General features: G+C 36.8%; 24 protein-coding genes. 16 read left to right on the top strand and 8 right to left on the bottom strand.

Annotated features, from left to right (window positions below; genetic code table 11):
- Positions 1–4 precede the first annotated feature (4 nt).
- Positions 5–727: a ferritin-like domain-containing protein gene (locus tag GO621_RS12460; protein ID WP_157567492.1), complete on the bottom strand. Its 723-nt coding sequence runs from the start codon at positions 725–727 to the stop codon at positions 5–7.
- A 525-nt stretch (positions 728–1,252) separates the two neighbouring features.
- Between GO621_RS12460 and GO621_RS12455 the strand changes: the two genes are divergently transcribed.
- Positions 1,253–2,374 (top strand): GNAT family N-acetyltransferase, encoded by a 1,122-nt coding sequence (locus GO621_RS12455; RefSeq protein WP_157567490.1) that lies wholly within the window; start codon positions 1,253–1,255, stop codon positions 2,372–2,374.
- 27 nt (positions 2,375–2,401) lie between these two features.
- On the opposite strand, the gene GO621_RS12450 is transcribed toward GO621_RS12455, so the two are convergent.
- The 6 genes from GO621_RS12450 to GO621_RS12425 all read right to left on the bottom strand — a co-directional run bounded on the left by GO621_RS12450 (position 2,402) and on the right by GO621_RS12425 (position 7,494).
- A complete protein-coding gene (locus tag GO621_RS12450; RefSeq protein ID WP_157567488.1) occupies positions 2,402–2,743 on the bottom strand; it encodes a helix-turn-helix domain-containing protein in 342 nt (113 codons plus the stop codon).
- Between the two features lie 95 nt (positions 2,744–2,838).
- Complete coding sequence (locus GO621_RS12445) at positions 2,839–4,194, bottom strand: UDP-N-acetylmuramate--L-alanine ligase (RefSeq protein WP_157567486.1); 1,356 nt, start codon at positions 4,192–4,194, stop codon at positions 2,839–2,841.
- A 79-nt stretch (positions 4,195–4,273) separates the two neighbouring features.
- Positions 4,274–5,110 (bottom strand): 50S ribosomal protein L11 methyltransferase, encoded by an 837-nt coding sequence (prmA, locus tag GO621_RS12440; RefSeq protein ID WP_157567484.1) that lies wholly within the window; start codon positions 5,108–5,110, stop codon positions 4,274–4,276.
- A gap of 117 nt (positions 5,111–5,227) precedes the next feature.
- On the bottom strand, positions 5,228–5,992 hold the full coding sequence (tpiA, locus tag GO621_RS12435) for a triose-phosphate isomerase (protein WP_157567482.1): 765 nt from the start codon (positions 5,990–5,992) through the stop codon (positions 5,228–5,230).
- 9 nt (positions 5,993–6,001) lie between these two features.
- Positions 6,002–7,183, bottom strand: a complete 1,182-nt coding sequence (locus GO621_RS12430; protein ID WP_157567479.1) for a putative sugar nucleotidyl transferase — start codon at positions 7,181–7,183, stop codon at positions 6,002–6,004.
- A gap of 62 nt (positions 7,184–7,245) precedes the next feature.
- Entirely contained in the window at positions 7,246–7,494 is a 249-nt protein-coding gene (locus tag GO621_RS12425) for a type B 50S ribosomal protein L31 (RefSeq protein ID WP_157567477.1), read from the bottom strand.
- A 236-nt stretch (positions 7,495–7,730) separates the two neighbouring features.
- Here GO621_RS12425 and GO621_RS12420 point away from each other — a divergent pair, with 236 nt between their 5' ends.
- The 12 genes from GO621_RS12420 to GO621_RS12370 all read left to right on the top strand — a co-directional run bounded on the left by GO621_RS12420 (position 7,731) and on the right by GO621_RS12370 (position 18,543).
- Positions 7,731–8,942, top strand: a complete 1,212-nt coding sequence (locus GO621_RS12420; RefSeq protein WP_157567475.1) for an IscS subfamily cysteine desulfurase — start codon at positions 7,731–7,733, stop codon at positions 8,940–8,942.
- 95 nt (positions 8,943–9,037) lie between these two features.
- Positions 9,038–9,451 carry a Fe-S cluster assembly scaffold IscU gene (gene iscU / locus GO621_RS12415; protein ID WP_157567474.1) on the top strand — a complete coding sequence of 138 codons (414 nt, stop codon included), beginning with the start codon at positions 9,038–9,040 and terminating at the stop codon, positions 9,449–9,451.
- 140 nt (positions 9,452–9,591) lie between these two features.
- Entirely contained in the window at positions 9,592–9,918 is a 327-nt protein-coding gene (locus tag GO621_RS12410; RefSeq protein ID WP_157567473.1) for a HesB/IscA family protein, read from the top strand.
- Between the two features lie 117 nt (positions 9,919–10,035).
- Positions 10,036–11,949 (top strand): AMP-dependent synthetase/ligase, encoded by a 1,914-nt coding sequence (locus GO621_RS12405; RefSeq protein WP_157567472.1) that lies wholly within the window; start codon positions 10,036–10,038, stop codon positions 11,947–11,949.
- 203 nt (positions 11,950–12,152) lie between these two features.
- Entirely contained in the window at positions 12,153–12,617 is a 465-nt protein-coding gene (locus GO621_RS12400) for a PIN domain-containing protein (protein ID WP_157567471.1), read from the top strand.
- Positions 12,604–12,756 carry a hypothetical protein gene (locus tag GO621_RS18855; RefSeq protein ID WP_198170234.1) on the top strand — a complete coding sequence of 51 codons (153 nt, stop codon included), beginning with the start codon at positions 12,604–12,606 and terminating at the stop codon, positions 12,754–12,756. The genes GO621_RS12400 and GO621_RS18855 overlap by 14 nt, the downstream gene beginning before the upstream one ends.
- 270 nt (positions 12,757–13,026) lie before the next feature.
- Complete coding sequence (locus GO621_RS12395) at positions 13,027–13,626, top strand: hypothetical protein (protein WP_198170233.1); 600 nt, start codon at positions 13,027–13,029, stop codon at positions 13,624–13,626.
- Between the two features lie 1,095 nt (positions 13,627–14,721).
- Entirely contained in the window at positions 14,722–15,063 is a 342-nt protein-coding gene (locus GO621_RS12390; RefSeq protein ID WP_157567469.1) for a YciI family protein, read from the top strand.
- Between the two features lie 42 nt (positions 15,064–15,105).
- Positions 15,106–16,356: an RNA polymerase sigma factor gene (locus GO621_RS12385; RefSeq protein WP_198170232.1), complete on the top strand. Its 1,251-nt coding sequence runs from the start codon at positions 15,106–15,108 to the stop codon at positions 16,354–16,356.
- Positions 16,357–16,390: 34 nt separating this feature from the next.
- Positions 16,391–16,705: an EthD family reductase gene (locus GO621_RS12380; protein WP_157567468.1), complete on the top strand. Its 315-nt coding sequence runs from the start codon at positions 16,391–16,393 to the stop codon at positions 16,703–16,705.
- 225 nt (positions 16,706–16,930) lie between these two features.
- The gene (locus GO621_RS12375; RefSeq protein ID WP_157567467.1) at positions 16,931–17,302 is read left to right on the top strand and encodes a VOC family protein; all 372 of its coding nucleotides are present in this window, start codon (positions 16,931–16,933) and stop codon (positions 17,300–17,302) included.
- A gap of 566 nt (positions 17,303–17,868) precedes the next feature.
- The gene (locus GO621_RS12370) at positions 17,869–18,543 is read left to right on the top strand and encodes a methyltransferase family protein (protein WP_157567466.1); all 675 of its coding nucleotides are present in this window, start codon (positions 17,869–17,871) and stop codon (positions 18,541–18,543) included.
- Between the two features lie 182 nt (positions 18,544–18,725).
- Here the strand turns inward: GO621_RS12370 and GO621_RS12365 are convergent, their stop codons facing one another.
- Complete coding sequence (locus GO621_RS12365; RefSeq protein WP_157567465.1) at positions 18,726–19,901, bottom strand: FAD-dependent monooxygenase; 1,176 nt, start codon at positions 19,899–19,901, stop codon at positions 18,726–18,728.
- 611 nt (positions 19,902–20,512) lie between these two features.
- On the opposite strand from GO621_RS12365, the gene GO621_RS12360 reads away from it, so the two are divergent.
- The 3 genes from GO621_RS12360 (at position 20,513) to lysS (ending at position 23,045) form a co-directional block, all read left to right on the top strand.
- Complete coding sequence (locus tag GO621_RS12360; protein ID WP_157567464.1) at positions 20,513–20,761, top strand: DUF6364 family protein; 249 nt, start codon at positions 20,513–20,515, stop codon at positions 20,759–20,761.
- 3 nt (positions 20,762–20,764) lie between these two features.
- A complete protein-coding gene (locus GO621_RS12355) occupies positions 20,765–21,190 on the top strand; it encodes a PIN domain-containing protein (RefSeq protein WP_157567463.1) in 426 nt (141 codons plus the stop codon).
- Between the two features lie 133 nt (positions 21,191–21,323).
- Positions 21,324–23,045, top strand: coding sequence for a lysine--tRNA ligase (lysS, locus tag GO621_RS12350; RefSeq protein WP_157567461.1), 1,722 nt, complete (start codon positions 21,324–21,326; stop codon positions 23,043–23,045).
- Positions 23,046–23,106: the final 61 nt, after the last annotated feature.

Raw genomic sequence — 23,106 nt, 5'->3', positions numbered from 1 at the left:
TTTTTTAAGAAGTAGGTAAATCGTCTGCGTTAATTTTAGTAGTGATGTAAGTACCAGCGATAGCTAATACTTGTGCCGGAGTTCTTTCCATTTCCTTACCGGTTGAAGCAATGTCAACTACATCGCTTCCAACAAAGCTGTTAGGTGCTATCAAATCTCTAATGTATGCAGCATGTCTTGCTTCAACAGAAACAATTTTACCGGCAAATGTTAAATAATCCGGATTTTGAATTAAGTAACCGGCACCATTATAAGCAGAAACCCCTAAATCTTCAAAAGATTTTGAAGCAGCTAACACACCTGCACGAGTTGTAAAATCAATAGACGTAAAATTAACCTGTAATGCAGGTATAGCACTTGTACCTAAAGCAGCCTTAAAAAATTCTCTATGCGCAACTTCATGATCACGGATATCAGTAAATAAATTTTGCTCGCTGGTACTTGGAAAAATTGTTTTAAAATTAGTGTTTCCAACAACTTGTATGTAAAAAGCAGCTTCGAGTTGCTCTAAAGCATAAGCATAATTTAAAATACCAATATCGCCGCTTCCTAAATATACGCCTGTGTATGAATTCCTGTCTTTTTTACAAGCTTCGGCTGCAAGTAAACCTACAGCAGCAGTACCTGCACCTGCATAACGCAAAAACTGTCTCCTTTGCATTCTTTGTGATGGCTCTGCTTCCGGAGAAGTTAGGAGCTGATCACCTTTTTTTGTGAAAATTTCCATGATTTTTTTAGTTGATTATTAGTTTTATAGTTGATAATTAAATGTATATACGGTTAATGTTTATTGGCAGTTTCGAATTATTCAGTTATTTAAAAAGTAATTAACAGCCAAAAAACAATTAATTTACAACTACTAATATTCAACGGATACTGCTTGAATGGAGAAACTATGTTCGCATGCTTTTGTTTGTGCCTACTAACTATATTATTTACTTAGAAGCCTTAAAGAATAGTTTTTAACTAAAAGGAATTAAAATATTGGTTGAGGAAGCTCATTTTAAAAATAGTAAGATTTTAAAAAGCGAACTTATTTAATCAGGAACAGCATTTGTTTTGGCAGCAGTAAATTGTATTTTGTTTTTTGCATAAATCCAACTGAAAATAAAAAAGCCGGTAATTCTGATACTGCTTTTACCGGTATAAAAACAGCATTGTAAAGTATAGCAGGATGTTTTAAAAATGGAAAAACAGGATAAACTACTTAAAGCCAACGCATTTTTTATCTTTGGGCTTTTAAGGAAGAAAAATGGTTATCACAGAAGTAAAGGATAAAAAAAGCCGGAAAGATTTTTTAAACGCAGCAAAAATTATCTATAAAAACGATCCGAATTGGATTTGTCCGCTTGATGAAAGTATAGAAGCTGTTTTTGATCCTAAAAAAAATAACTTTTTCCAGCATGGAGATTGTACACGTTGGGTTGTTAAGAACGATAAAGGCGAGTTAATTGGCCGTATTGCTGCTTTTATTAATGAAAAAAAAGCTTACCAAAACGAGCAGCCCACAGGCGGTATTGGTTTTTTTGAATGCATTAATGACGAAACTGTTGCTTTCCAACTTTTTGATACCGCACAAAAATGGTTAAAAGAACACGGTATGCAGGCAATGGACGGCCCGATCAACTTCGGCGAGAACGATTCTTTCTGGGGATTGCTGGTAGAAGGTTTTACAGTTCCTGCTTTCGGCATGAACTATCATCATCCTTATTATAAAGCTTTTTTTGATCATTATGGCTTTTACATCCTTTATGAGCAAATCAGCAATCATTTAGATGTGAACAAACCTTTTCCAGAGCGTTTTACAAAAATAGCCAATTGGGTAACTAAAAAACCAGGGTATGAATTCAGAAGTTTCGATGCTAAAAAAATAAAAAGCTTCGCTGCTGATTTTATCGAGATTTATAACGACGCCTGGCAGAATTTTAAAAACTTTACCCCTATCAATCAAGAAACCATATTAGAAACCTTCGAAAAAATGAAGGTAATTATGGACCCTAAACTAATATGGTTTGTTTATATTGATAAAGAACCTGCTGCTTTTATCGTTATGTTACCAGATGCCAACCAGATGATTAAAGGCCTGAACGGCAAATTAAACCTGATTGGCAAACTAAAATTTCTTTACCGCAGATACCACGGTGTTGACCGAATGAGGGCAGTGGTTATGGGCACCAAGCAAAAATTCCAGAAACATGGTTTAGAATCGGCAATATTTATCAAACTGAAAGAATATGTGCTTCCTTTAAAACAATACAAGGAACTGGAACTATCGTGGGTTGGAGATTTTAATGATAAAATGCTTGCCCTGCACGAAGCTATGAATGTAGAATTTGGGAAAAGACACGTTACAATGCGTTATTTGTTTAAGTAAATTCAGGATAATTTACAGCAACAATAACTATGCAATCGCTTTCGGGTGCCTTAACTCTTCATACAATTCGATCACCTTTTTTTGCAGCTCCAATAACTGTGCTTCTCTTTCTAACAGCTTTTTCTGCATACATTCAATTTCAGAAGCCGACTTTTGTTCCTGCTCTGTATCATTAAATGTTAACAACTGTACCACAGACATTTCGTAGAGTTTCGAAATTTGTTCCAGCCTGGATAAATTAATATCTGTAATACCGGTTTCAATTTTCGAAAATGCAGGTATAGATATATCTAATTGTTTAGCTACATCTTCCTGGCTCCAACCTTTTTGATGACGTAACAACCTGATTTTTTTTCCTAAAGACTTCATAGAGCTTAATTATTAGTTTAAAGCAATTTATAATAGTTACAATTTATACGGCTACTTTAGCAATTGGTTATTGGTTTATGAAAAAATTAATTGCATTATAAAATACTTTCAGTAAATGAGGCCAAATCAGTACCGGCAAAAGTGCCCGAACTCATCAGCAACAAATTGCTCTCCTTATAATTCAATTGTTTAAGATACCTGAACAATAATTTCGGATCATCAAAAAAAAGCAGCCCTTCTTTTGCAAATGCCTCTTTTACTTCCTGCGCGGTATAAGGTTCCATGTTTTTTTGTTCAAACGTGTGTTTATCAATAAAAACAATTGCATCGGTTGCAGTGTCCATTGTGCCTGCATATTCCTGCAGAAAAGCTTTATTCAGGCTGCTAAAAGTGTGAAGCTCGATACAAGCTATTAATTTACGGTCGGGAAACTGGTTTTTTACCGCGTTAATGGTAGCCGAAAGTTTAGAAGGGGAATGGGCAAAATCTTTGTAAACATTAGTTTCTGCATTGCTTCCAATTAGTTCCAGCCGTTTTGCTGCACCTTTAAAACTGCTGATGGCCTTGTAAAATGTTTCTTCCTCTATATTTAATGCAGTACATACTGCTTTTGCTGCCTCAATATTTAATAAATTATGATCACCAAAAACTTGCAAAGGATATGCCTGGCCCTGATAAACCAAACTGGTAACGCCGTTATTAATTTTAAAAGAAGGTAAATGATAAGCAATCTTTTCAACAGCAGCAGGATGCGTTTCTACCAATTTCTTCAGCACTTCATCTTGTTCACAATAAATCAGTTTTCCATCTTCAGAAATTGTATCGATAAACAAAGCAAACTGGTCCAGATAAATATCAAAAGTTGGAAAAACGTTAATATGGTCCCAGGCAATACCGCTGATCAATCCAATATTTGCTTTATACAGATGAAACTTTGGCCTTCTGTCTATCGGTGAAGACAAGTATTCATCTCCTTCAATCACAATTAAAGGCGCTTCTTCTGTAATTTTTACCATCGTATCAAAACCTTCCAACTGTGCGCCAACCAGATAGTCAAAATCAACCGATGCTTCTTTTAGCACATGTAAAATCATGGAAGTAATGGTTGTTTTACCATGGCTCCCTCCTATTACAACGCGCGTTTTATTGCAGGACTGCTCGTAAACATACTCTGGATAAGAAAATATGCGGATACCTTTTTGCTGAGCTTCCAGTAATTCCGGGTTATCTGCTTTAGCATGCATGCCAAGGATTACTGCATCCAAATCATTCGTAATTCTTTCTGCATCCCAGCCCTGATTTGCAGGAAGCAGTCCAAACCTGTCTAACCTTGATTTTGATGGTTCTGTAAAAACATCATCAGAACCGGTAACCGTAATGCCTTTTTTATGTAAAGCAATAGCCAGATTGTGCATGGCACTTCCGCCCATTGCTATAAAATGTACCTTCATGTATAAATAGAAGTTAATTTTTAGTTAGAATATCCTATTCCAAACTAATTATTTTAAGACTAAGAAAATTAACGATAGTTTAAAGAATAAATTTTGCTGCAACCCAGTTTTGGTTTTTTTTATGTTCCAAATAGCGCAACTGGTATTGCGACGCTTTTGCTTTTAAAATATCCAGGTCCGGATCTTCATAAAAACCGCTTAAAAACAGCAACCCACCAGGCTTTAAACTGCGCTGGTAAGTTTCCATCTGGTCAAGCAAGATATTTCGGTTGATATTTGCGAGGATAATATCAAATTGTTCTTCAGGTATTGCTTCTTTTGATCCGCATAAAATCCTCATATCTTTAACATGATTTAATGCTGCATTTTCTACAGTGCTTTCATAGCAAACCAGGTCATAATCAATTGCTACAATTTCTGTTGCGCCTTTTTTTGCTGCCAAAACAGCCAGAATGCCAGTACCACAACCCATATCCAGCACTTTTTTACCGGTAAAAACAGTATCTAACATAAAATCCATCATCGTGGAAGTGGTTTGATGATGCCCTGTGCCGAAAGCCATTTTAGGATCGATTACAATTTCAAAAGGAAAATCCGGCCGTGGTTCATGAAAAGTTGCACGAACCCAAACCTGGTCTTTTATTTGAATAGGCTGAAAATTGCTTTCCCAGACAGCATTCCAGTTTTTTTGCGGGATAAGGTTAACTTCATAAGAAAAAGTCAGCATATCGTGGAAAGTTTCCAAACGTTCATCCAACTTTTCCTTATTAAAAAAAGCAGCAGGAAGGTAAGCTTTAAAGCCAAAATCAACTTCTTCAAAAGTATCACAACCGGCTTCTGCCAGCTCGTTCATCAGCAAATCCTGCTGGTATTCATCCTGAAAAATAGTGGTAAAAAGAAGCTCGATGTAATTCATTGTGGAAAGTTGTGAGTGTTATGTTGCCTGTTGTCAGTTTGTATCGCAGTAAAAAAGCTATTAGGATAATATTGGTTTAAGAACCGACAACAGAAAACCCGCAACTGACAACTGTACTTAATTGAACGCTTTAATAATATCTACAAAATCACGGGATTTTAAAGAAGCGCCGCCTATTAGTCCGCCGTCGATATCTGCCTGGGAAAAAAGCTCATGTGCATTTTTAGTATTGCAGCTTCCACCATACAAAATGGTAGTGTCATCAGCAACTTCCTGGTTGTAATTGGCAGCAATTTCATTGCGAATGAAAGCATGGATTTCCTGTGCCTGCTGTGCAGTAGCTGTTTTGCCTGTCCCAATTGCCCAAACGGGTTCGTAAGCAATGATTACCTGCCCAAATTGTTCTGTTGATAAATGGAAAATACCTTCTTTTAACTGGGTTTTAATCACCTCAAAATGCTGCCCAGACTCGCGCTCCTCCAGTGTTTCGCCCACACAAAAAATAGGTTTTAAAGAGTTGTTGAGCACAACATCTGCTTTTTTAGCCAGCAGTTCATTGGTTTCACCAAAATACTGGCGGCGTTCCGAATGGCCCAATATCACGTATTCAGCGCCAACAGACCGGATCATCCGGGCAGATATTTCTCCGGTAAAAGCACCTGCTTCTTCCTGATGGCAGTTTTGTGCACCAACAGAAACCTTAGGATGGTTTTTTGCTAATTGTGCCAAGCTGTGCAAATAAGTGTATGGGCAGCACACAATTGCGCTTTGTTTTCCGGTAACTTCATCATTTACCATGTTTATTACTTCCGAAAAAATGGATAGGCCCTCGTTATATTCCAGGTTCATTTTCCAGTTTCCGGCTACTATTTTTTGTCTCATGTAGTTTTATTATTTTGATGTGTTAAGTGTAGTTAATTCAAAAATATGTTTTAGGATATTGGCTTCTGTTTCATTAAACTCACGGTTCTTTCGTTCAAAAACACGTTTAGCAGTTTCTAATGCTTTGTTTATGGCATAAATTTCTGTGTCCTCAATTCCGCCCCAGGAAAAATCAGGAATAAATTTTTGCGGATAGCCGGCACCAAAAATATTACTGTTAACACCGGCAACTGTACCAGTGTTAAACATAGTATTAATACCGCATTTTGCATGGTCAGCCATAATTAATCCACAAAACTGCAATCCTGTGCCACGCAGTTTTTGGGTTGGATAATCCCACAATTTTACCTCGGCATAAGTATTTTTAAGGTTAGAATTATTAGAATCAGCGCCGATGTTGCACCATTCGCCCAAAACCGAATTTCCTAAATAACCTTCGTGCCCTTTAGAAGAATAACCCCAGATTACTGCATTTTTAACCTCTCCGCCGATAGTACAATGCGGGCCAACGGTAGTAGCGCCATAAATTTTAGCACCCATTTTTACCTGCGAGCATTCGCCCAGAAAAAAACTGCCACGTATGTTTGCGCCCTCAAAAACTTCCGAAGTTTTACTGAGATAAATTGGGCCCAAACGCGTGTTAAAAGTAGCACATTCTGCTGCTGCACCTTCTTCTGCAAAAAAAGCATTTCCCAAAATGGTATTGGTATTACTGATGCTGGCACTTGTTTTTCCTTTAGTTAAAAAAGCAAAATCTTTACGCAGCTCTGTTTCATTCAGCCTAAAAATATCTTCGGGGAAAACCAACCGGACAAATTCAGGCGTATAATTTATGGCCTTAAAAGAAGCAATTACCGCTTGCCAGGTTTTAACATCACCTGATGAAACTTTTGCAGCAATCAAAAAACTGTTCTGTTTCAAAACTTCGCCTTCCTGCAAATAAGTTACAGCATCCACCAAAGCTTCATCGGGGCAAACAGAACCGTTTATCAGTAAATTTTCATCAGCAATTGTAAGCGGAAACTTTTCCTGAAGATAGGGTTGCGTTAAAAAAGAGATGGGCTGGTTAAGGTATTTCTGCCATTTTTCGGCAATGGTGAGAATCCCGATGCGCAGGTCAGCAACCGGTCGTGTAAACATGAGCGGCAATAAAGTTTGTTGTTCGGCACCATCAAAAAGGATAATTCCCATTTGGCAAAAATAAAAAAAGTCCCGGCTGTAGGACCGGGACTGTCAAATATTTTAAAAACAGATTATTTTTTGTTGTAACGGGTACGGAATTTATCAATACGTCCTGCTGTATCAACTAACTTCATTTTACCAGTGTAAAACGGATGTGAGGTATGGGAAATTTCCAGTTTAACTAACGGATATTCTTGGCCGTCTTCCCATTTAACGGTTTCTTTTGAATCAATACAAGACTTAGTTAAGAAAGAGTATTCGTTAGACATATCTTTAAAAACCACTAATCTATAGTTGGATGGGTGAATTTCTTTTTTCATTTTAGTTGAGTTCTTTTCAAAAACAGGCGCAAATATAGTTTTTTTTACAGATTAAAAAAACAGCAATTCAAATTTTAGCACAATCGGGATAAATGAACTTGAAGGCCGGAAACCAACTCCTTTTAAAATTGCAACTTCATGACTTTGAAAGAGCTTTTTAAGCAGCAATTTGGAAATTTAACCTAAAAGAATTACTTATATTTGCGTCAACATTTATACTTAATCTAATTAAGACTATGGATCTTCCTATCTATCTTGATAATAATGCTACTACGCCGATGGACCCACGGGTTTTGGAAGCGATGTTACCTTATTTTGTACAAAAATTTGGTAATTCTGCCAGCCGTAACCACGCTTTTGGCTGGGTTGCCGAAGAAGCTGTTGATTATGCCCGCGAGCAGGTTGCCCAGCTAATTGGTGCAAACGAAAAAGAAATCATTTTTACGTCCGGTGCTACAGAATCTGATAACCTTGCTTTAAAAGGCGTTTTTGAAATGTACCAGGAAAAAGGTAATCATATTATTACGATGACTACCGAGCATAAAGCTGTTTTAGATGCCTGCAAGCACCTGGAAAAATTGGGCGCACGTGTTACTTACCTTTCCCCACAACCGGATGGTCTAATTAACCTGGAAGAATTGGTTGCAGCCATGTCGCAGGAAACTATTCTGGTTTCTATCATGTATGGTAACAACGAGATCGGTGTAATCCAGCCAGTTAAAGAAATTGCAAAAATTGCCCATCAGTTTGGCGCTTTGTTTATGACTGACGCAACTCAGGCTGTGGGAAAAATTCCGGTTGACGTAATTGCAGACGGAATTGATTTATTAGCATTATCAGCACATAAAATGTACGGGCCAAAAGGTGTTGGTGCTTTATATGTTCGCCGTAAAAACCCACGTGTTAAAGTTACTGCACAAATGGACGGCGGCGGCCACGAGCGTGGAATGCGTTCTGGTACGTTAAACGTTCCGGGGATTGTAGGTTTAGGTAAAGCTTGCGAACTGGCACGTTTAGAAATGCAACAGGATGCAGAAAGACTTTCTAAATTACGTGATAAATTGGAAAATTCTTTATTAGAGTTGGAAGAGTCTTACGTAAACGGAAACCGGGAACATCGTTTGCCTCACACTGCAAATATTTCTTTTAAATATGTTGAAGGTGAAGGTTTGATGATGGCGATGAAAGATTTAGCAGTTTCTTCAGGATCTGCCTGTACTTCTGCTTCTTTAGAGCCTTCTTACGTTCTGAAAAGCTTAGGTTTATCTGATGATCTGGCACACTCTTCTATCCGTTTTGGTTTAGGAAGGTTTACAACTGAAGCAGAAGTTGACCGCGCAATTGAAGTAACTAAAAATGCAGTAACGCATCTTCGCGAACTTTCCCCGCTTTGGGAAATGTTTAAAGAAGGTATCGACCTGGATTCTATCGAGTGGGCAGAACACTAATTTTTACCCGGTAAAAACAGCATTGTCATCTTGTCTGTTAATAATACAAAGGCAAGATTTTTGAATTACATAAACAACTATTAAAATTTAAAGCTATGGCTTATTCAGATAAAGTAATCGATCATTATTCAAACCCACGTAACGTTGGTACTTTGGATAAAAGCAGCAGTAAAGTAGGAACCGGATTAGTTGGCGCACCAGAATGCGGCGACGTAATGCGTTTACAAATTGAAGTTGACGAAAACAACGTGATAAAAGACGCAAAATTTAAAACTTTTGGCTGCGGTTCTGCCATTGCTTCTTCTTCTTTGGCAACCGAATGGTTAAAAGGAAAGAGCATTGACGATGCCATGAAAATTGATAATATGGATATTGTTGAAGAATTAGCATTGCCACCGGTAAAAATCCATTGCTCTGTTTTGGCAGAAGATGCCATTAAAGCAGCCATCAATGATTACCGCGTTAAAAATGGTTTTGCACCGATAGTATCGGAAAAAGTACACCATTAAGAGAGTTGTAAGTGATGAGTTATAGGTTGTAAGTTTTTAAAGCTTCAACTTTTAAATTCACTCATACTGTTTTTAGCATACTTTTTTATGTATTGCTGAGCAACATAAAACTTACAACGTAATACTTAAAACTCATATAAATGATTACCGTAACCGATAAAGCAAAAAGTAAAGTAGAAGAGCTGATTAAAGCTTCAAACTTGAACGAATCGTATTTTCTGCGGGTTTCTGTTGCTGGTGGAGGATGTTCTGGTTTGTCATATAAACTCGATTTCGACAACGAAATAAAACCTGGAGACCAGTTTTTTGAAGATAAAGGGATTAAAATATCATTAGACATGAAATCTTTCCTTTACTTAGCCGGTACAGAACTTGATTTTTCTGACGGTTTAAACGGAAAAGGCTTTAACTTTCATAATCCAAATGCCAGCCGTACCTGCGGTTGTGGCGAAAGTTTTTCCGTATAAAAATCTTTACAAATATTATTTAAAAAGGGATGCTTCTTTTAGCACCCCTTTTTTGTTTTAGTGCGTAAATAATTTAAGTTTGGCTTGCCAAATTATACATTATAAACTTGTTGTTTCATGAACCCGGTTACCGAATATTCCACTGTTCCCAGTCTTTTACAAAATATTATTCATCATATCCATCCCGATAGTGCTGTTTTTATGACCCATAAAGTGGGCGAAGTTTGGGAAGACATTACTTACAAACAAGCTTTGGAAAAGATCAATGCCATTTCTGCCTATTTTTTAGATATGGGGATAAAGAAAAATGATCGTTTAGCGCTAATTCTGGATAACGGCCCGGATTATGTATATTACGATCAGGCTTTGCAGCAAATCGGTGCAGTAAATACTTCCATCTATCCTACCCTTTCAGAAACAGAAATAGAATATATCCTGAATGATTCCGGCGCTAAAACTTTATTGATTGGCAGTCCGTTTCTCCTCAAAAAAATACTAAAAATTGCCAATAGCTGTACCGAATTAATTCGCATTATCCCAATTTTTGATGACTATCAGAAATATACCGAAAAAGCTAAATTTAATGCAGGCATCATTTCCTTTTCAGCTTTAATTACAGAAGGAAAACAAGTATTAAATGCTTATCTATCAACCATCAACAGTTGTCGCGAAAGCATTTTAACTTCCGATGTTTCTACTTTAATTTATACTTCCGGCACAACCGGAACACCAAAAGGTGTAATGCTTACCCACTATAACTTAACGCAAAATGTGCGTGCCTCTCTGGACCAGATTACAGTTATCACTAAAGAGGATGTATTCCTTTCCTTTTTACCGCTTTCACATGTTTTTGAGCGTACGGCAACCTACCACGTTTGTTTGGCAACAGGATCTAAAATTGCATTTGCACAAAGCCTGGAACTACTGGCTAAAAACATGGCCGAAATTAAGCCAACGGTAGTAAGTTGTGTACCCAGGTTGCTGGAAAGGATACACGACCGTGCTATGAAAAGCGGACAAGCTTCCGGAGGGATCAAAACCAAATTATTTTTATGGAGTTTAGAGAAAGGCCGGAAATTTAGGGTACTAAAAGAAGCAGGCAAAAACCCGGGCTTGATTTTAAGTGCCGAAAATAAATTAGCGGACAAATTGGTTTTCAGCAAAATTAAAGAAAAAACAGGCGGAAAATTAAAATTCATGCTCTCCGGCGGAGGTGCTTTACCAAAAAACGTAGGCGAGTTTTTTGGAGATTTAGGCATTAAAGTTTTGGAAGGATTTGGATTGACGGAAACTTCGCCGGTAATGTCTGTTACCGAATATGACAGACAGGTTTATGGAACCGTAGGCAGGATTATTCCGCGCATAGAAGTAGCAATCCAGAACATTGATACCCAAAAAATATACACCATCCAAACCCACGATACTTTTAAACCTGATTTTGAATCAGAAGAAGGCGAAATTATCACGCGCGGCCATTGTGTAATGAAAGGTTACTGGAACAAACCGGAAGAAACCCGGAATGTAATTGATGCTGATGGCTGGTTCCATACAGGCGATATTGGCCGCTTTTACAAAGGAAACTTGCAGATAACAGACCGATTAAAAAACATGTTGGTTAATTCTTTCGGTAAAAATGTTTATCCAACTCCTGTAGAAAACACCTATTTAAAAAGTCCGAAAATAGAACAGATATTTTTAATCGGCGATAAACGCGAATATGTTACCGCTTTTATTATTCCTTCCAAAGAAATATTGCAGGAAACTTTTGGTTTAAATGAAGCTTACTTTGAACAACCAGATGTTTTTATTGAAGATAAACGTATTGTGGATTGGATGAATGAAGATGTAAAAAAACTATCTAACGAACTGGCCAAGTTTGAACGGATCAAAAACTTCAAAGTAAAACGCAACCCTTTCAGCATGGAAGCAGGCGAAATTACGCCAACTTTAAAAGCCAAAAGAAAGGTGATTGAGAAGAAATATGCGGAAGCAATTGATCAATTGTATTTGCAGGAGATTGATATGGTTTGATGAGGGTTTATTAGTAGTAAAAGAAGTATTTGAAATATTATAATATAATTTAATCGGGTTTGCAATAGCGATTTGAATAAAAGTTATGACTGAGGAATGGATTGGAATTCAATAATATTTATGAGACTTTCGTCAATAAAAGAGTTGGGCGTAAGCTTACGTGAAACCTATCGAACATAAAATTGATTTTCGTAAATTCGCCCATGACCCAACGCTTCTATTTTGACACTTCTGTTTTCGGCGGTTTATATGATATTGAATTCGAAAAAGAAACTACAATGCTTTTTGAAAAAGTTGCTTTGGGACAAATCGTCTGTGTTTATTCAAACCTGACAGAAAGCGAACTTCAAAAAGCGCCACAACGTGTCAAAGACTTTTTCCAAGACCTGAAAGATGAACAAAAAGAAGTTATACGCGTTACGCCGGAAGCTTTAAAACTTGCCCAAACTTATATTGACGAAAATGTAGTTGGGCAAACAAGTTTAGATGATTGCATCCACATTGCAACTGCAACTTTAAGCAAGGTTGACATTTTAGTAAGCTGGAACTTTAAACACATTGTAAATGTTTATAGAATCCGTGGGTACAATTCTGTAAATTTACGGTTAGGATATTCAACCATTGACATCCGTTCACCAAAAGAAATTGTAGGTTATGAAAACAATTGATAAAAAAGAAAAAGAGTTTGACACTGTCAAATTTTTTAGGGAAATTAAAGAGAATATTTCAAAAGACATACAAGGAATGACTTTTGAACAATTGCAAGCTTATCTGGACAAAACAAAATTGCAACCGAAAACACGCTGACTAAAAAGCCTACGCCCAACATTGGTTTGGCAAAAAACTGGCCGACGAATGTTTTATCAGCTTTTGTTTTGCTATTTTGCTGCAGTTTCAGCGGAAGGAACATAAATTTAGCTGATAAAAGAAGCATCAACATTTGATTATAAATTTAACTCTGGTTTTGGCTGACGGGTTTCAAATATCAGTTCTTCGCCAAGCCTTTTCCGTTAGCGGTAATTTTGACACACAACCAGATTGCATTACTAAAGCACATTAAGAAGCATTATGACACAAATGAGGTTTGACATAAAATCAATCCAACCTTATAGAGGTCTTATTTTATTTCCTTTTGTAACCTTTGGACTATTGCTGATTTCTCTTGAAATAAATAAATGGGTTCCAAATGCCGCATTTACTGTTATCTTAATTCTGAGCTTGCTTGCTCTTACTTTTGGACTGTTTTATTATTTCATTTATAGCCAATTCTCAATAATTGTAGATAATGAAAAATTCAAAATCGAATGGATTAGAAAACTTCCGTTTAACTTTGTTAAAACCGAGACAATTCATTTTAAAGACATTAAAAAGATCCGGATCGATCGACAGTTAAATAGTAACCAACGCAGTGTTAAAATTTATTTCGATACACCAACTACCAATAACCAAACAAACAGTTTTTACATAAACTCCTATGACAACAAATTCTTCCGAGGTGATATTTTAAATTTGATAGACTATTTAGATGATCTTTGTAAAGAAAAATCGATACGAGTAACAACTCATTGGGAGGAGTGGAATGAAAAAGGTTATACAAAACTTGTAACTCGAATAATAATTATAGGTTTATCAACTATGGCAATTTATCTGATTTTAAAAACTGCCAATATAATTTAATAAAAAACTACCGCTAACATTGGTTTGGCAAAAAACTGGCTGACGGATTAAATATCAACTTTTGTTTTGCTATTTTGCTTCAGTTCCAGCGGAAGGAATAAAATTTAGCTGATAAAAGAAGCATTAACATTTGAATATTAATTTAACTCGCCTGGTCGGGATTTGCAATCATGATCTTTTGAGCTTAGGATCTGTGATCCTGTTTCTTGAAATCAAAATAGTAGATTTTTCCTGTCTTTTCTATTAATACTTCTTTTATCACCTAAAATTTGGCATTAAACCTATTTTTGCCAGCTACAATTTTTGGTGAAAAATTTATGAGTAATCACCATCTTTTGAGCTTAGGATCTGTGATCCTCAAAGCGCCTACACAAGGCCGGTTTCTGGCAACAGTTAAAAGTTTACACTGACTTTTTCGCAATGCTGTTTTTATCAGTGTAAAATCTGTAAACAAGTTTTTGGGTGGTAAAAACAGTATTGCCAGCCAACTTTAAGTTGCTAAAATGCAACTTGGAAGTTCTAAATAACAAATCAACTTTACGGTTTTGGCTACACAAAAAACAATCCCGGACTTTTAAACCGCCGTCTTTAAGCTTAAATGTTCAAGTATGTTTTTTACCGCTTCTGGCAGGTTTTAAAAAATCAAAATTTGTATTTGACGCTTTTAAATAAACTGTTTGAAACATTTGGTTTGACAAAAACCAATGGCCGGAAGTTATCCGATATTTGTAATCTTGCTTATCTTTAGTAAGTGTTTTTGGGCTGACAGATTTTAAATATCAGTTCTTCATCAACCCAGGAACGTTACCTGTTAGAAGCTGTTTTAAATTTTGTTCAAATTATTTGATATGCTTCTTTTATCACCTAAAAATCTGCAAGGTCATTTGCTTTTTGTATCTTTTGGCAAAGGGCAAATGCTAATTTTATAGTGCTAAAAGAAGCATCAGGATCAATCCTGAGAATATCGAAGGATCTGATATAAATTTAAACGGCTTCTTATATAAACCGATACGTTCCTACAAAAAAAACTAACGGACTTTGTCCCCTGTTTGGAATGTCGATCGTTATTAAGACGAACAATAAAATTTTAAACAAATGAAAGAATTTTTATTAGTATTTAGGGCAGATTACCAGTCTATGCCTAAAGCATCACCTGAAGAAATGCAGGCAAACACCCAAATATGGATGAATTGGATTGCAGGCTTTGCAGCACAAAACAAATTATCTGACAGGGGAAACCGTTTGGTAAGTTCAGGCAAAGTATTGAAAAGCGATGGCATAATTTCAGACGGGCCATATACTGAAATCAAGGAATCAATTATGGGTTATACACTCATTAAATCTACATCGCTTGAAGAAGCAACAGCTTTGGTTCAAGATTGTCCAATTCTTTCTATTGGCGGTAGCGTGGAAATTAGAGAAATTAGTGCAATGTAACTTTTTGCAAAAGCCTTTGCAGACAATGCAAAGGCATTTTCTATGATGAAACAAAATGAAATAACCCCACATTTGTTTAGGACAGAGTATAGCAAAATTGTAGCTGTACTTTGTAAAACATTTCAATTAAAAAATATTGAAATTGCAGAAGATATTGCAAGCGAAACTTTTTTAAAAGCATCTGAAAGTTGGGCTGTTCACGGAATACCGGAAAACCCAACAGCGTGGCTTTACGCTGTTGCCAAAAATAAAGCCAAAGATTATTTCAAGCACTTTGCCGTGTTTGAAACACAGGTTCAGAAAGCGATAAAACCAGGTGGAATTGAAGCTGAATGTGATTTTGAATTCACCAATCAAAATATTGCAGATAGCCAATTAGCAATGATTTTTTTAGTTTGCAATCCAATCAATTCTGCCGGGGCGCAAATATGTTTAGCACTACAAATTCTTTGTGGTTTTAGCATTGAAGAAATCGCTAATGCTTTTCTTACAAAAACCGAAACTATTAAAAAACGTTTGCAGCGGGCAAGGAATAATCTTCGCAACGATAATTTTCAAATCAAATCGTTAAGCCAACCTGAAATCAAATTACGGTTAAATACCGTTTTGAAAACTTTATACTTGCTGTTTAACGAAGGCTATTTTTCCAAAACCAATAATCTACCTATCAGAAAAGAACTTTGTCTGGAAGCCATCAGACTGACTTTGACATTGACAGAAAACATATTGACCAATACACCGCAAACAAATGCTTTATTGGCGTTAATGTACTTTCAAAGTTCAAGACTTGATGCAAGAACAAACGAAAAAGGCGAAGCAATTCTTTTTAACGAACAAAACAAAAATTTGTGGGACAAATGGTTAATTGAAAAAGGCAACAACTATTTGATAAATGCCTGCAACGGAAACGAAGTTTCAAAATATCATTTGGAAGCTGCCATTGCCTATTGGCACACAACACCAACAGAGAAAAACAAATGGCAACACATTTTACAGTTATACAATCAGCTTATTCTTATTGAGTATTCGCCCATAGCGATGTTGAACAGGGTATTTGCTTATGCCAAAGTTTACGGACACAAAAAAGCTATTACAGAAGCCGAAAAACTTAACCTGACAGACAGCAACTATTATCACGGATTGTTAGGCTACTTATATGCAGGCACGGACATAGAAAAAGCGATTTCTCATTACCAACATGCCATTAAGCTTACAACATCCAAGATTGAAAAACAAACGCTAACAAAGGAAATTGAATTATTAAAACTAAAAAAGGACAAAAAAACAATTTAGAAAAAATTTTCATCAAAACAGAAATAGAATTATTATGGCAAACATGACAGTGATCTACAAAACACCAAAAAATAAAGAAGCATTTGAAAAACATTATTATAACGTTCACATTCCACTTGCAAAGCAGCTTCCGGGTTTAAGAAAATATATAGTAAATAAAGGGAACATTATCTCACCTTCAGGTAATGAGGAAACGTTTTGGATTGGCAATTTATATTTTGACAATTTAGAAGCGATAAAAAAAGCATTTGATACAGATATTGGCAGACAATGTGCAGAAGACAGAAAAATATTAGCACCTGACAATGGCGATGTACAAATTTATTTATATGATACAGTTAGCGTTTAATAAAAACAGCAGATAAGATGGGTTTTTTCGTGAGGCGGACGGAATAATTCTCAACATTTGTTCTTTATCGGATTTTAGTTTGGGCAGAAGTTTTTCAATGGGCATTAGTTTTAACATCAAAACTTGTAATTTTATTGGCATAAGTTCGGGTGGAAGAATACGAGAAGTTTGCAGCCAACAACAATTGGAAAAAATTGAAAGCTATGAGAATCTCAAAGTAGTAGAATGACAAGAAGCGAAACTATAATTGCAGTAAAAGACGTTCCCATAAGTTCAAAATGGTATCAAGATCTGTTAGATTGTAAAAGCAATCACGGTGGTGACACTTTTGAAATATTAACCGATAAAGACGGAACAGTTATCTTATGCCTGCATAAATGGGGAGAACACGATCACCCGACAATGACAAATCCTAAAGTTACTGTTGGCAACGGGCTTATTCTGTATTTTAAAGTGTCTAACTTTCAAGAGATTTGGAGAAACGCAGTTCGTTTAAAACTGAACATTGAACAAGAACTGCACTACAATCCTAATTCAGGAAAGCAACAATTTATTCTAAGGGACTTGGACGGTTATTATATCATTGTATCGGAGTAAGAAATAACACCACGAACTGACGATGCAACAACAACGGCCCGCTAATAGTGGTTTTGTGTCAAGTGGGAAAAGGTCTTCATCTGAAAGTTTTCTAACTTCAGTTCCTGCTTTACTTAATAAATTCAGCGATAAAAGAAGCATCGGCATTTGAATAAACTTGTAAAAAAAGCTAACACACAAAAATTTCACATTTGTTTCAATGAAGTTGTTTAAACTTTTTTCCTGGCCCTCTTTTTTGGGTTGATGCTTCTTTTATCACCTAAAAATGTTAACCGTTGTTTTTTTGATTGATTAAATACATTCAAACATCAATTTTTACCTGGTAAAAGAAGCATGGGTACCAATCCTGAGAATATCGAAGGAGTCTTTAAAAATTTAAACAGAAACCTAAAAGTTTAATCTTCAACTTTTATTTTTTAATGTAAAGCTAAGAATGAGTCTAGCCAGTTTCAATTTCACCTTAATAAGTTGATAGAATAAATCGGCAAATAATATTTTCGGCTAAAATTAAAAATCGATACTACTGCCAGTCATTTTAATCACTTTTGTTGCTTACCATAAAGCTTATGAATTTTAAAAGAATGTTGACTTTTAAAGTTAGCGCATTGCTTGCCTTGTTATACCTGATATTGGCTTTATCATTATTCGTCCCGGCAGGAACAACTAAATATAAGGCAGCATGGATTTATTTAATGGTCTTCATTTGCGGAACATCTATATTGACTTTCTATTTTCTAAAAACAGACCCAAAATTAATTGAGCGTAGAACACATACGGAAACAAATAAGACACAAATAATGCTGCAATCTGTAAATGGCTTGCTATTTGTTTTGATGCTCATACTTCCCGGCATTGATTTCAGGCAGCATTGGTCAACTATCCCTTTTTATATAACGTTACTCTCCGAGGTGGTTGTATCGACAGGATTTCTGATCGTATTTATCGTATTCAAGCAAAATACATATCTGGCAAGCAATATTAAAGCTTATCAGGGGCAGAGGGTTATTACTACTGGATTATACGCATGGGTCCGTCATCCTATGTATAGCGGCGCTTACCTGATTATACTGTTTACCCCTTTATGTCTGGGGTCGTATATTGCTTTATTGCCTGCAATTATCATTTCATGCTTAGTTGTTGCCAGGGCAATAAATGAAGAAAAAGTGTTAGCAAGAGATTTGACTGGATATATCGATTACTTAAAGAAAGTTCGCTATCGCTTTATTCCTTATATTTTTTAATCAAAAAATTTTCAGCATCGTTTTGCAGTTATCCCCTCGGGTCGGGATTTGTAATCCTCTGATCGGGGATTTGTAATCACGATCTTTCAAGCTTAGGACCTATGATCCTGCAATTACGACCTTTAAACTTAAGATCTGTCGATCCCCAACTAATTGCCCATCACTTTCACTCAGGTGGTTATTTAATAATTCTTCAGGCTGATGGAATTAGCCGCTTTCAGGGGCATTTCAATCATCATATTCTTCCAGGGCGTGTAAGGTAAGATCTTCCATATCTGCTGACTAAGCCATAGCTTAACCCAAGTGGTGGGCAAAAACCATTCCGCCCCTTCGGCTAATTTTTGGCACGATGCAACCAAGGGTCGCATTTGTCCTTCATAGCTGTTAAAAGCCCTGGTATGATCGTCATGCGCCATCTGCAACTCGCCTGCTAAAATATAAGCGCCTATAACTGCCATACTGGTGCCCATTCCTGACATGGGCGAGGCACAGTGAGCTGCGTCTCCCATTAGCACCACCCGTCCCCGCGACCAACGGTTCATTTTAATCTGGCTTACCGAATCAAAATAAAAATCAGATGCACCGCTCATAAATTTCAGCAATTGCGGCACCTGCCATTCTTCCCCCTCAAACCGCTCACGGACCATTGCCTTTTGCTGGCCGATATCTCGGTAATTATAAGTAATTGCAGGCGAGGCAAAATATAAACTAGCCCTGGCCTCGGTATCCTGTTTCGCACTAAAAACGCCAATGCGCTTGCCCAATGTTCCATAATACAAGCCTGCCATTTCTTTCAGTTCCATAAAATTAGGCGTGGTAAAAATGGCGAAGTATATTCCCAAGTGATGCAAGAACTGCGCTTCATCGCCAAAGGCTATTGTCCGTACATTGGAATGCAGCCCGTCCGCACCAACCACCAGGTCAAAGCGACAGGGTTTATTCCGGCTGAAGCTTACCTCTACGCCGGCCTCATCTTCCTTTAAAGCTGTGATACTGTCATCAAAAATATATTCGGTATCATCTTTTGTAGCCTCGTAAAAAACATTCGCTAAGTCACCGCGCATAATCTCCAACTTGCCGCTGGTAAAACCATCCGGCATACTGGCCACCTTTTTATTGTTTTTATCTACGATAGTGATCTTACCCGCGCGGGTTTCGAATTTTTTAATTGCGTCCACGATATTCATCCGCTCCAATACCTGCATGGCGGGGCCACGAAAGTCTATAGCATAGCCACCTGGCCGGATACCTGGCGCCCGCTCTACCACGGTCACCTTAAAGCCATAGCGGTTCAACCAAAAGGCCAGTGCCGGCCCGGCCACACTGGCGCCGGATATTAATACTTTTTTTGTTTTCATGTACCAAAACTAAACCGAAGCCAAACGAAGCACAATCTTAAACAGGCAAAGCAGATGAGTGAAGCGGTAAAAGCAGGGATATTTACGGTAAAGGAACGTTTGATGATGAAAGATCTTTGACTTTGCTCTGAAATCCCACTGATCACAATGCTTCTAATTTACAGTCCGGCCCTTTCGGGCTAAGGATTTTTAATCTCAATCTTAAACTTTTTTTCTAGCCCTCTTTTTTGGGTTGATGCTTCTTTTATCGCCTAAAAGTGTTAATCCTCTGGTTGGGATTTGCAATTCAGCTACTTAACTTACTATTCAAATCAAAATTGTATATTTGATCTATAACGACTTATCAAGTAAATCTCGACTGGTTGGGATTTACAATCACAATCTTTTGAGCTTAGGATCTGTGATCCTGTTTCTTGAAATCAAAATAGTAGATTTTTCCTGTCCTTTCTATCGATACTTCTTTTATCACCTAAAATTTGGCATTAATTTTTCAAATACTATGATCTTAGCTGAAGCGGCAAAAAACAATGTATTGCTTTGGCTATATTGTTTATATAAGAAAAACCTATTATCTTTATACGTATAAAAAAAATAAAATAAACACGTATATCATGAATACGAAATTAACTTTAACAATTGAACAAGCCATAATAGAAAAAGCAAAAAAATATGCCAAAGATAAAGGGCGCAGCTTATCAGATTTAATTGAGAACTATCTTAAAGCAATTACAAAAGATAGCGGTCCGGAAACTATCGAAATTACGCCAACTGTAAAATTACTAAAAGGCTCTTTTACTGGCCCAGCAGATCTTGATTATAATAAAGAACTTTCAAAACGGTTGTCCGAAAAGTATTTGTAGGCAATGACAAGAATTTTAATTGATACCGATATTATCTTGGACTTCTTTTTTGACAGGCAACCATTTTCGAACGTTGCTGCCAAGATATTGTCTCTTTGTGAATCAAAGCAAATTACCGGTAGTATAACACCTGTAATAATCAGTAACGTTTATTACCTTTTAAGGCAAACAGCAAAACACGAAAAGGTTATAGAAAAATTGAAAATGTTAATTTCTATTACCGAAATATTAGTGATTGACAGAAATGCAGTTGTACAGGCTTTAAGTTCAGATTTTAAAGATTTTGAAGATGCCTTACAAAATTATACGGCAGAACTGAGTAAGGAAATAGATTTAATTGTTACCAGAAATACAAAAGACTATAAAAATAGTGCTTTGGCAGTAATGACACCTGACGATTATTTAGAAATGAGAATTATTAACCGTTAGTCTGATTTTATAAATCCGCCTTTTGAGTAATACAAGACATCTAAAAATCCCTTCTTTATTAATACTTCTTTTACCACCTAAAATTTAGCATTAAAACCTATTTTTGCCAGCTACAATCTTTGGTGAAAATATAATGAGTACAAATCTATCCGAACAGGAAGTCCTACGCCGCGAGGCGCTTCAAAACATACGTAATTTAGGTATTAACCCTTATCCTGCCGAAGCTTTTCCGGTTACTGCAACTGCACAGGAGATTTTGCAGGAATTTGAAAAAAATCCGGAGAAATATAAATCCGTTCAAATTGCCGGCCGCATCATGAGCCGCCGTATTATGGGCAGCGCTTCTTTTGCAGAGTTGCAGGATTCAACTGGCCGTATCCAGGTTTATGTAAAACGTGATGATATTTGTCCGACTGAGGATAAAACTTTATACAATACTGTTTTTAAAAAGCTTTTAGATATTGGTGATTTTTTGGGTGTTAAAGGCTTTGTTTTTATTACGCAAACCGGAGAAATTTCTGTCCATGTACAGGAATTAACGATCCTATCGAAATCTTTAAAACCACTTCCTGTTGTAAAACGTGATGAAGAAGGACATATTTTCGATAGTTTTACCGATCCTGAATTGCGTTACCGACAACGTTATGTTGATTTAACGGTTAACCCGGAATTCAAGCAGATCTTCATCAACCGCTCTAAAGTGATCAAAACTATGCGTAGTTATTTTGACGACCAGGGCTGGATGGAAGTAGAAACACCAATTTTACAATCCGTGCATGGCGGTGCTGCTGCCCGTCCGTTTAAAACACATCATAATGCTTTAGATGTTCCGCTTTTCCTGCGGATTGCCAATGAATTGTATCTGAAAAAACTGATTGTTGCAGGATTTGACGGTGTGTATGAATTCGGAAAAATGTTCCGGAATGAAGGAATGGACCGTACGCATAATCCTGAATTTACCGGGTTGGAAATTTACGTAGCTTATCAGGATTACATCTGGATGATGGGCATGGTAGAAGAATGCCTGGAAAAAGTAGCCTTGGCTATCCACGGAAAAACTAAAATTCAGGTTGGAAAAAATGAGATAGAATTTGCAGGACCGTATGAAAAACTTTCCATGTATGATTCTATTTTGAAATATACAGGCATCGATGTTTCAGCAATGGATGAAGCGGCTTTAAGAGAAACTTGTAAAAATCTGCAGATTGAAGTTGATCCGTCTATGGGAAAAGGAAAACTGATCGATGAAATTTTCAGCGAAAAAGTAGAAGCGCAATTAATCCAGCCAACTTATATCACTGATTATCCTATTGAAATGACACCGCTTGCCAAAAAACATCGTAGTAAAGAAGGTTTGGTAGAGCGTTTTGAGTTGTTTGTAAACGGAAAAGAAATTGCAAATGCTTACTCTGAATTGAATGATCCGATTGATCAGCGGGAACGTTTTGAGGAACAATTATTATTAGCCAGCCGTGGCGACGAAGAAGCAATGGTTGTGGATGAGGATTTTTTGCGCTCTTTGGAATACGGGATGCCGCCAACTTCTGGTTTAGGTATCGGTATTGACCGTTTGGTAATGCTGATGACTAACCAAAGTACAATCCAGGAAGTTTTGTTCTTCCCGCAAATGCGGCCAGAAAATAAAGCGGTAGTTTCTTCAACAGAAGATTTTGTAAAAATTGGCGTTCCGGAAGAATGGGTTCCGGTAATTCAGAAAATGGGGTTTCACACCGTTGATGACCTGAAAAAAGCAGTGCCCAACAAAGTATTTAATGATCTGGGCGGAATGCGGAAAAAGCTGAAATTGGATATGACTATTCCTGCAAAAGAAACGGTGATGAGTTGGTTTGAATAAACATTATCAACTTCATCAAATCTTAACATAAAATTAAAGACCGGTTAATAACAATTGCCGG

Origin of the sequence: Mucilaginibacter arboris, from assembly GCF_009754915.1 — a bacterium.
Lineage (GTDB): Bacteria > Bacteroidota > Bacteroidia > Sphingobacteriales > Sphingobacteriaceae > Mucilaginibacter_A > Mucilaginibacter_A arboris.
Note: the sequence above shows the minus strand (reverse complement) of the source record. Positions and strands in the feature narration are given on the sequence as shown.

Bases quoted from the DNA above. Each gene is read 5' to 3' on its own strand.
- GO621_RS12390 (WP_157567469.1), top strand. From the start codon at position 14,722: ATGAAAGAATTTTTATTAGTATTTAGGGCAGATTACCAGTCTATGCCT.
- GO621_RS12385 (WP_198170232.1), top strand. From the start codon at position 15,106: ATGATGAAACAAAATGAAATAACCCCACATTTGTTTAGGACAGAGTAT.
- iscU (WP_157567474.1), top strand. From the start codon at position 9,038: ATGGCTTATTCAGATAAAGTAATCGATCATTATTCAAACCCACGTAAC.
- GO621_RS12400 (WP_157567471.1), top strand. From the start codon at position 12,153: ATGACCCAACGCTTCTATTTTGACACTTCTGTTTTCGGCGGTTTATAT.
- GO621_RS12445 (WP_157567486.1), bottom strand. From the start codon at position 4,194: ATGAAGGTACATTTTATAGCAATGGGCGGAAGTGCCATGCACAATCTG.
- GO621_RS12405 (WP_157567472.1), top strand. From the start codon at position 10,036: ATGAACCCGGTTACCGAATATTCCACTGTTCCCAGTCTTTTACAAAAT.
- tpiA (WP_157567482.1), bottom strand. From the start codon at position 5,992: ATGAGACAAAAAATAGTAGCCGGAAACTGGAAAATGAACCTGGAATAT.
- GO621_RS12460 (WP_157567492.1), bottom strand. From the start codon at position 727: ATGGAAATTTTCACAAAAAAAGGTGATCAGCTCCTAACTTCTCCGGAA.
- GO621_RS12450 (WP_157567488.1), bottom strand. From the start codon at position 2,743: ATGAAGTCTTTAGGAAAAAAAATCAGGTTGTTACGTCATCAAAAAGGT.
- prmA (WP_157567484.1), bottom strand. From the start codon at position 5,110: ATGAATTACATCGAGCTTCTTTTTACCACTATTTTTCAGGATGAATAC.
- GO621_RS12420 (WP_157567475.1), top strand. From the start codon at position 7,731: ATGGATCTTCCTATCTATCTTGATAATAATGCTACTACGCCGATGGAC.
- GO621_RS12425 (WP_157567477.1), bottom strand. From the start codon at position 7,494: ATGAAAAAAGAAATTCACCCATCCAACTATAGATTAGTGGTTTTTAAA.
- GO621_RS12430 (WP_157567479.1), bottom strand. From the start codon at position 7,183: ATGGGAATTATCCTTTTTGATGGTGCCGAACAACAAACTTTATTGCCG.
- lysS (WP_157567461.1), top strand. From the start codon at position 21,324: ATGAGTACAAATCTATCCGAACAGGAAGTCCTACGCCGCGAGGCGCTT.
- GO621_RS18855 (WP_198170234.1), top strand. From the start codon at position 12,604: ATGAAAACAATTGATAAAAAAGAAAAAGAGTTTGACACTGTCAAATTT.
- GO621_RS12355 (WP_157567463.1), top strand. From the start codon at position 20,765: ATGACAAGAATTTTAATTGATACCGATATTATCTTGGACTTCTTTTTT.
- GO621_RS12370 (WP_157567466.1), top strand. From the start codon at position 17,869: ATGAATTTTAAAAGAATGTTGACTTTTAAAGTTAGCGCATTGCTTGCC.
- GO621_RS12410 (WP_157567473.1), top strand. From the start codon at position 9,592: ATGATTACCGTAACCGATAAAGCAAAAAGTAAAGTAGAAGAGCTGATT.
- GO621_RS12380 (WP_157567468.1), top strand. From the start codon at position 16,391: ATGGCAAACATGACAGTGATCTACAAAACACCAAAAAATAAAGAAGCA.
- GO621_RS12360 (WP_157567464.1), top strand. From the start codon at position 20,513: ATGAATACGAAATTAACTTTAACAATTGAACAAGCCATAATAGAAAAA.
- GO621_RS12375 (WP_157567467.1), top strand. From the start codon at position 16,931: ATGACAAGAAGCGAAACTATAATTGCAGTAAAAGACGTTCCCATAAGT.
- GO621_RS12395 (WP_198170233.1), top strand. From the start codon at position 13,027: ATGAGGTTTGACATAAAATCAATCCAACCTTATAGAGGTCTTATTTTA.
- GO621_RS12365 (WP_157567465.1), bottom strand. From the start codon at position 19,901: ATGAAAACAAAAAAAGTATTAATATCCGGCGCCAGTGTGGCCGGGCCG.
- GO621_RS12455 (WP_157567490.1), top strand. From the start codon at position 1,253: ATGGTTATCACAGAAGTAAAGGATAAAAAAAGCCGGAAAGATTTTTTA.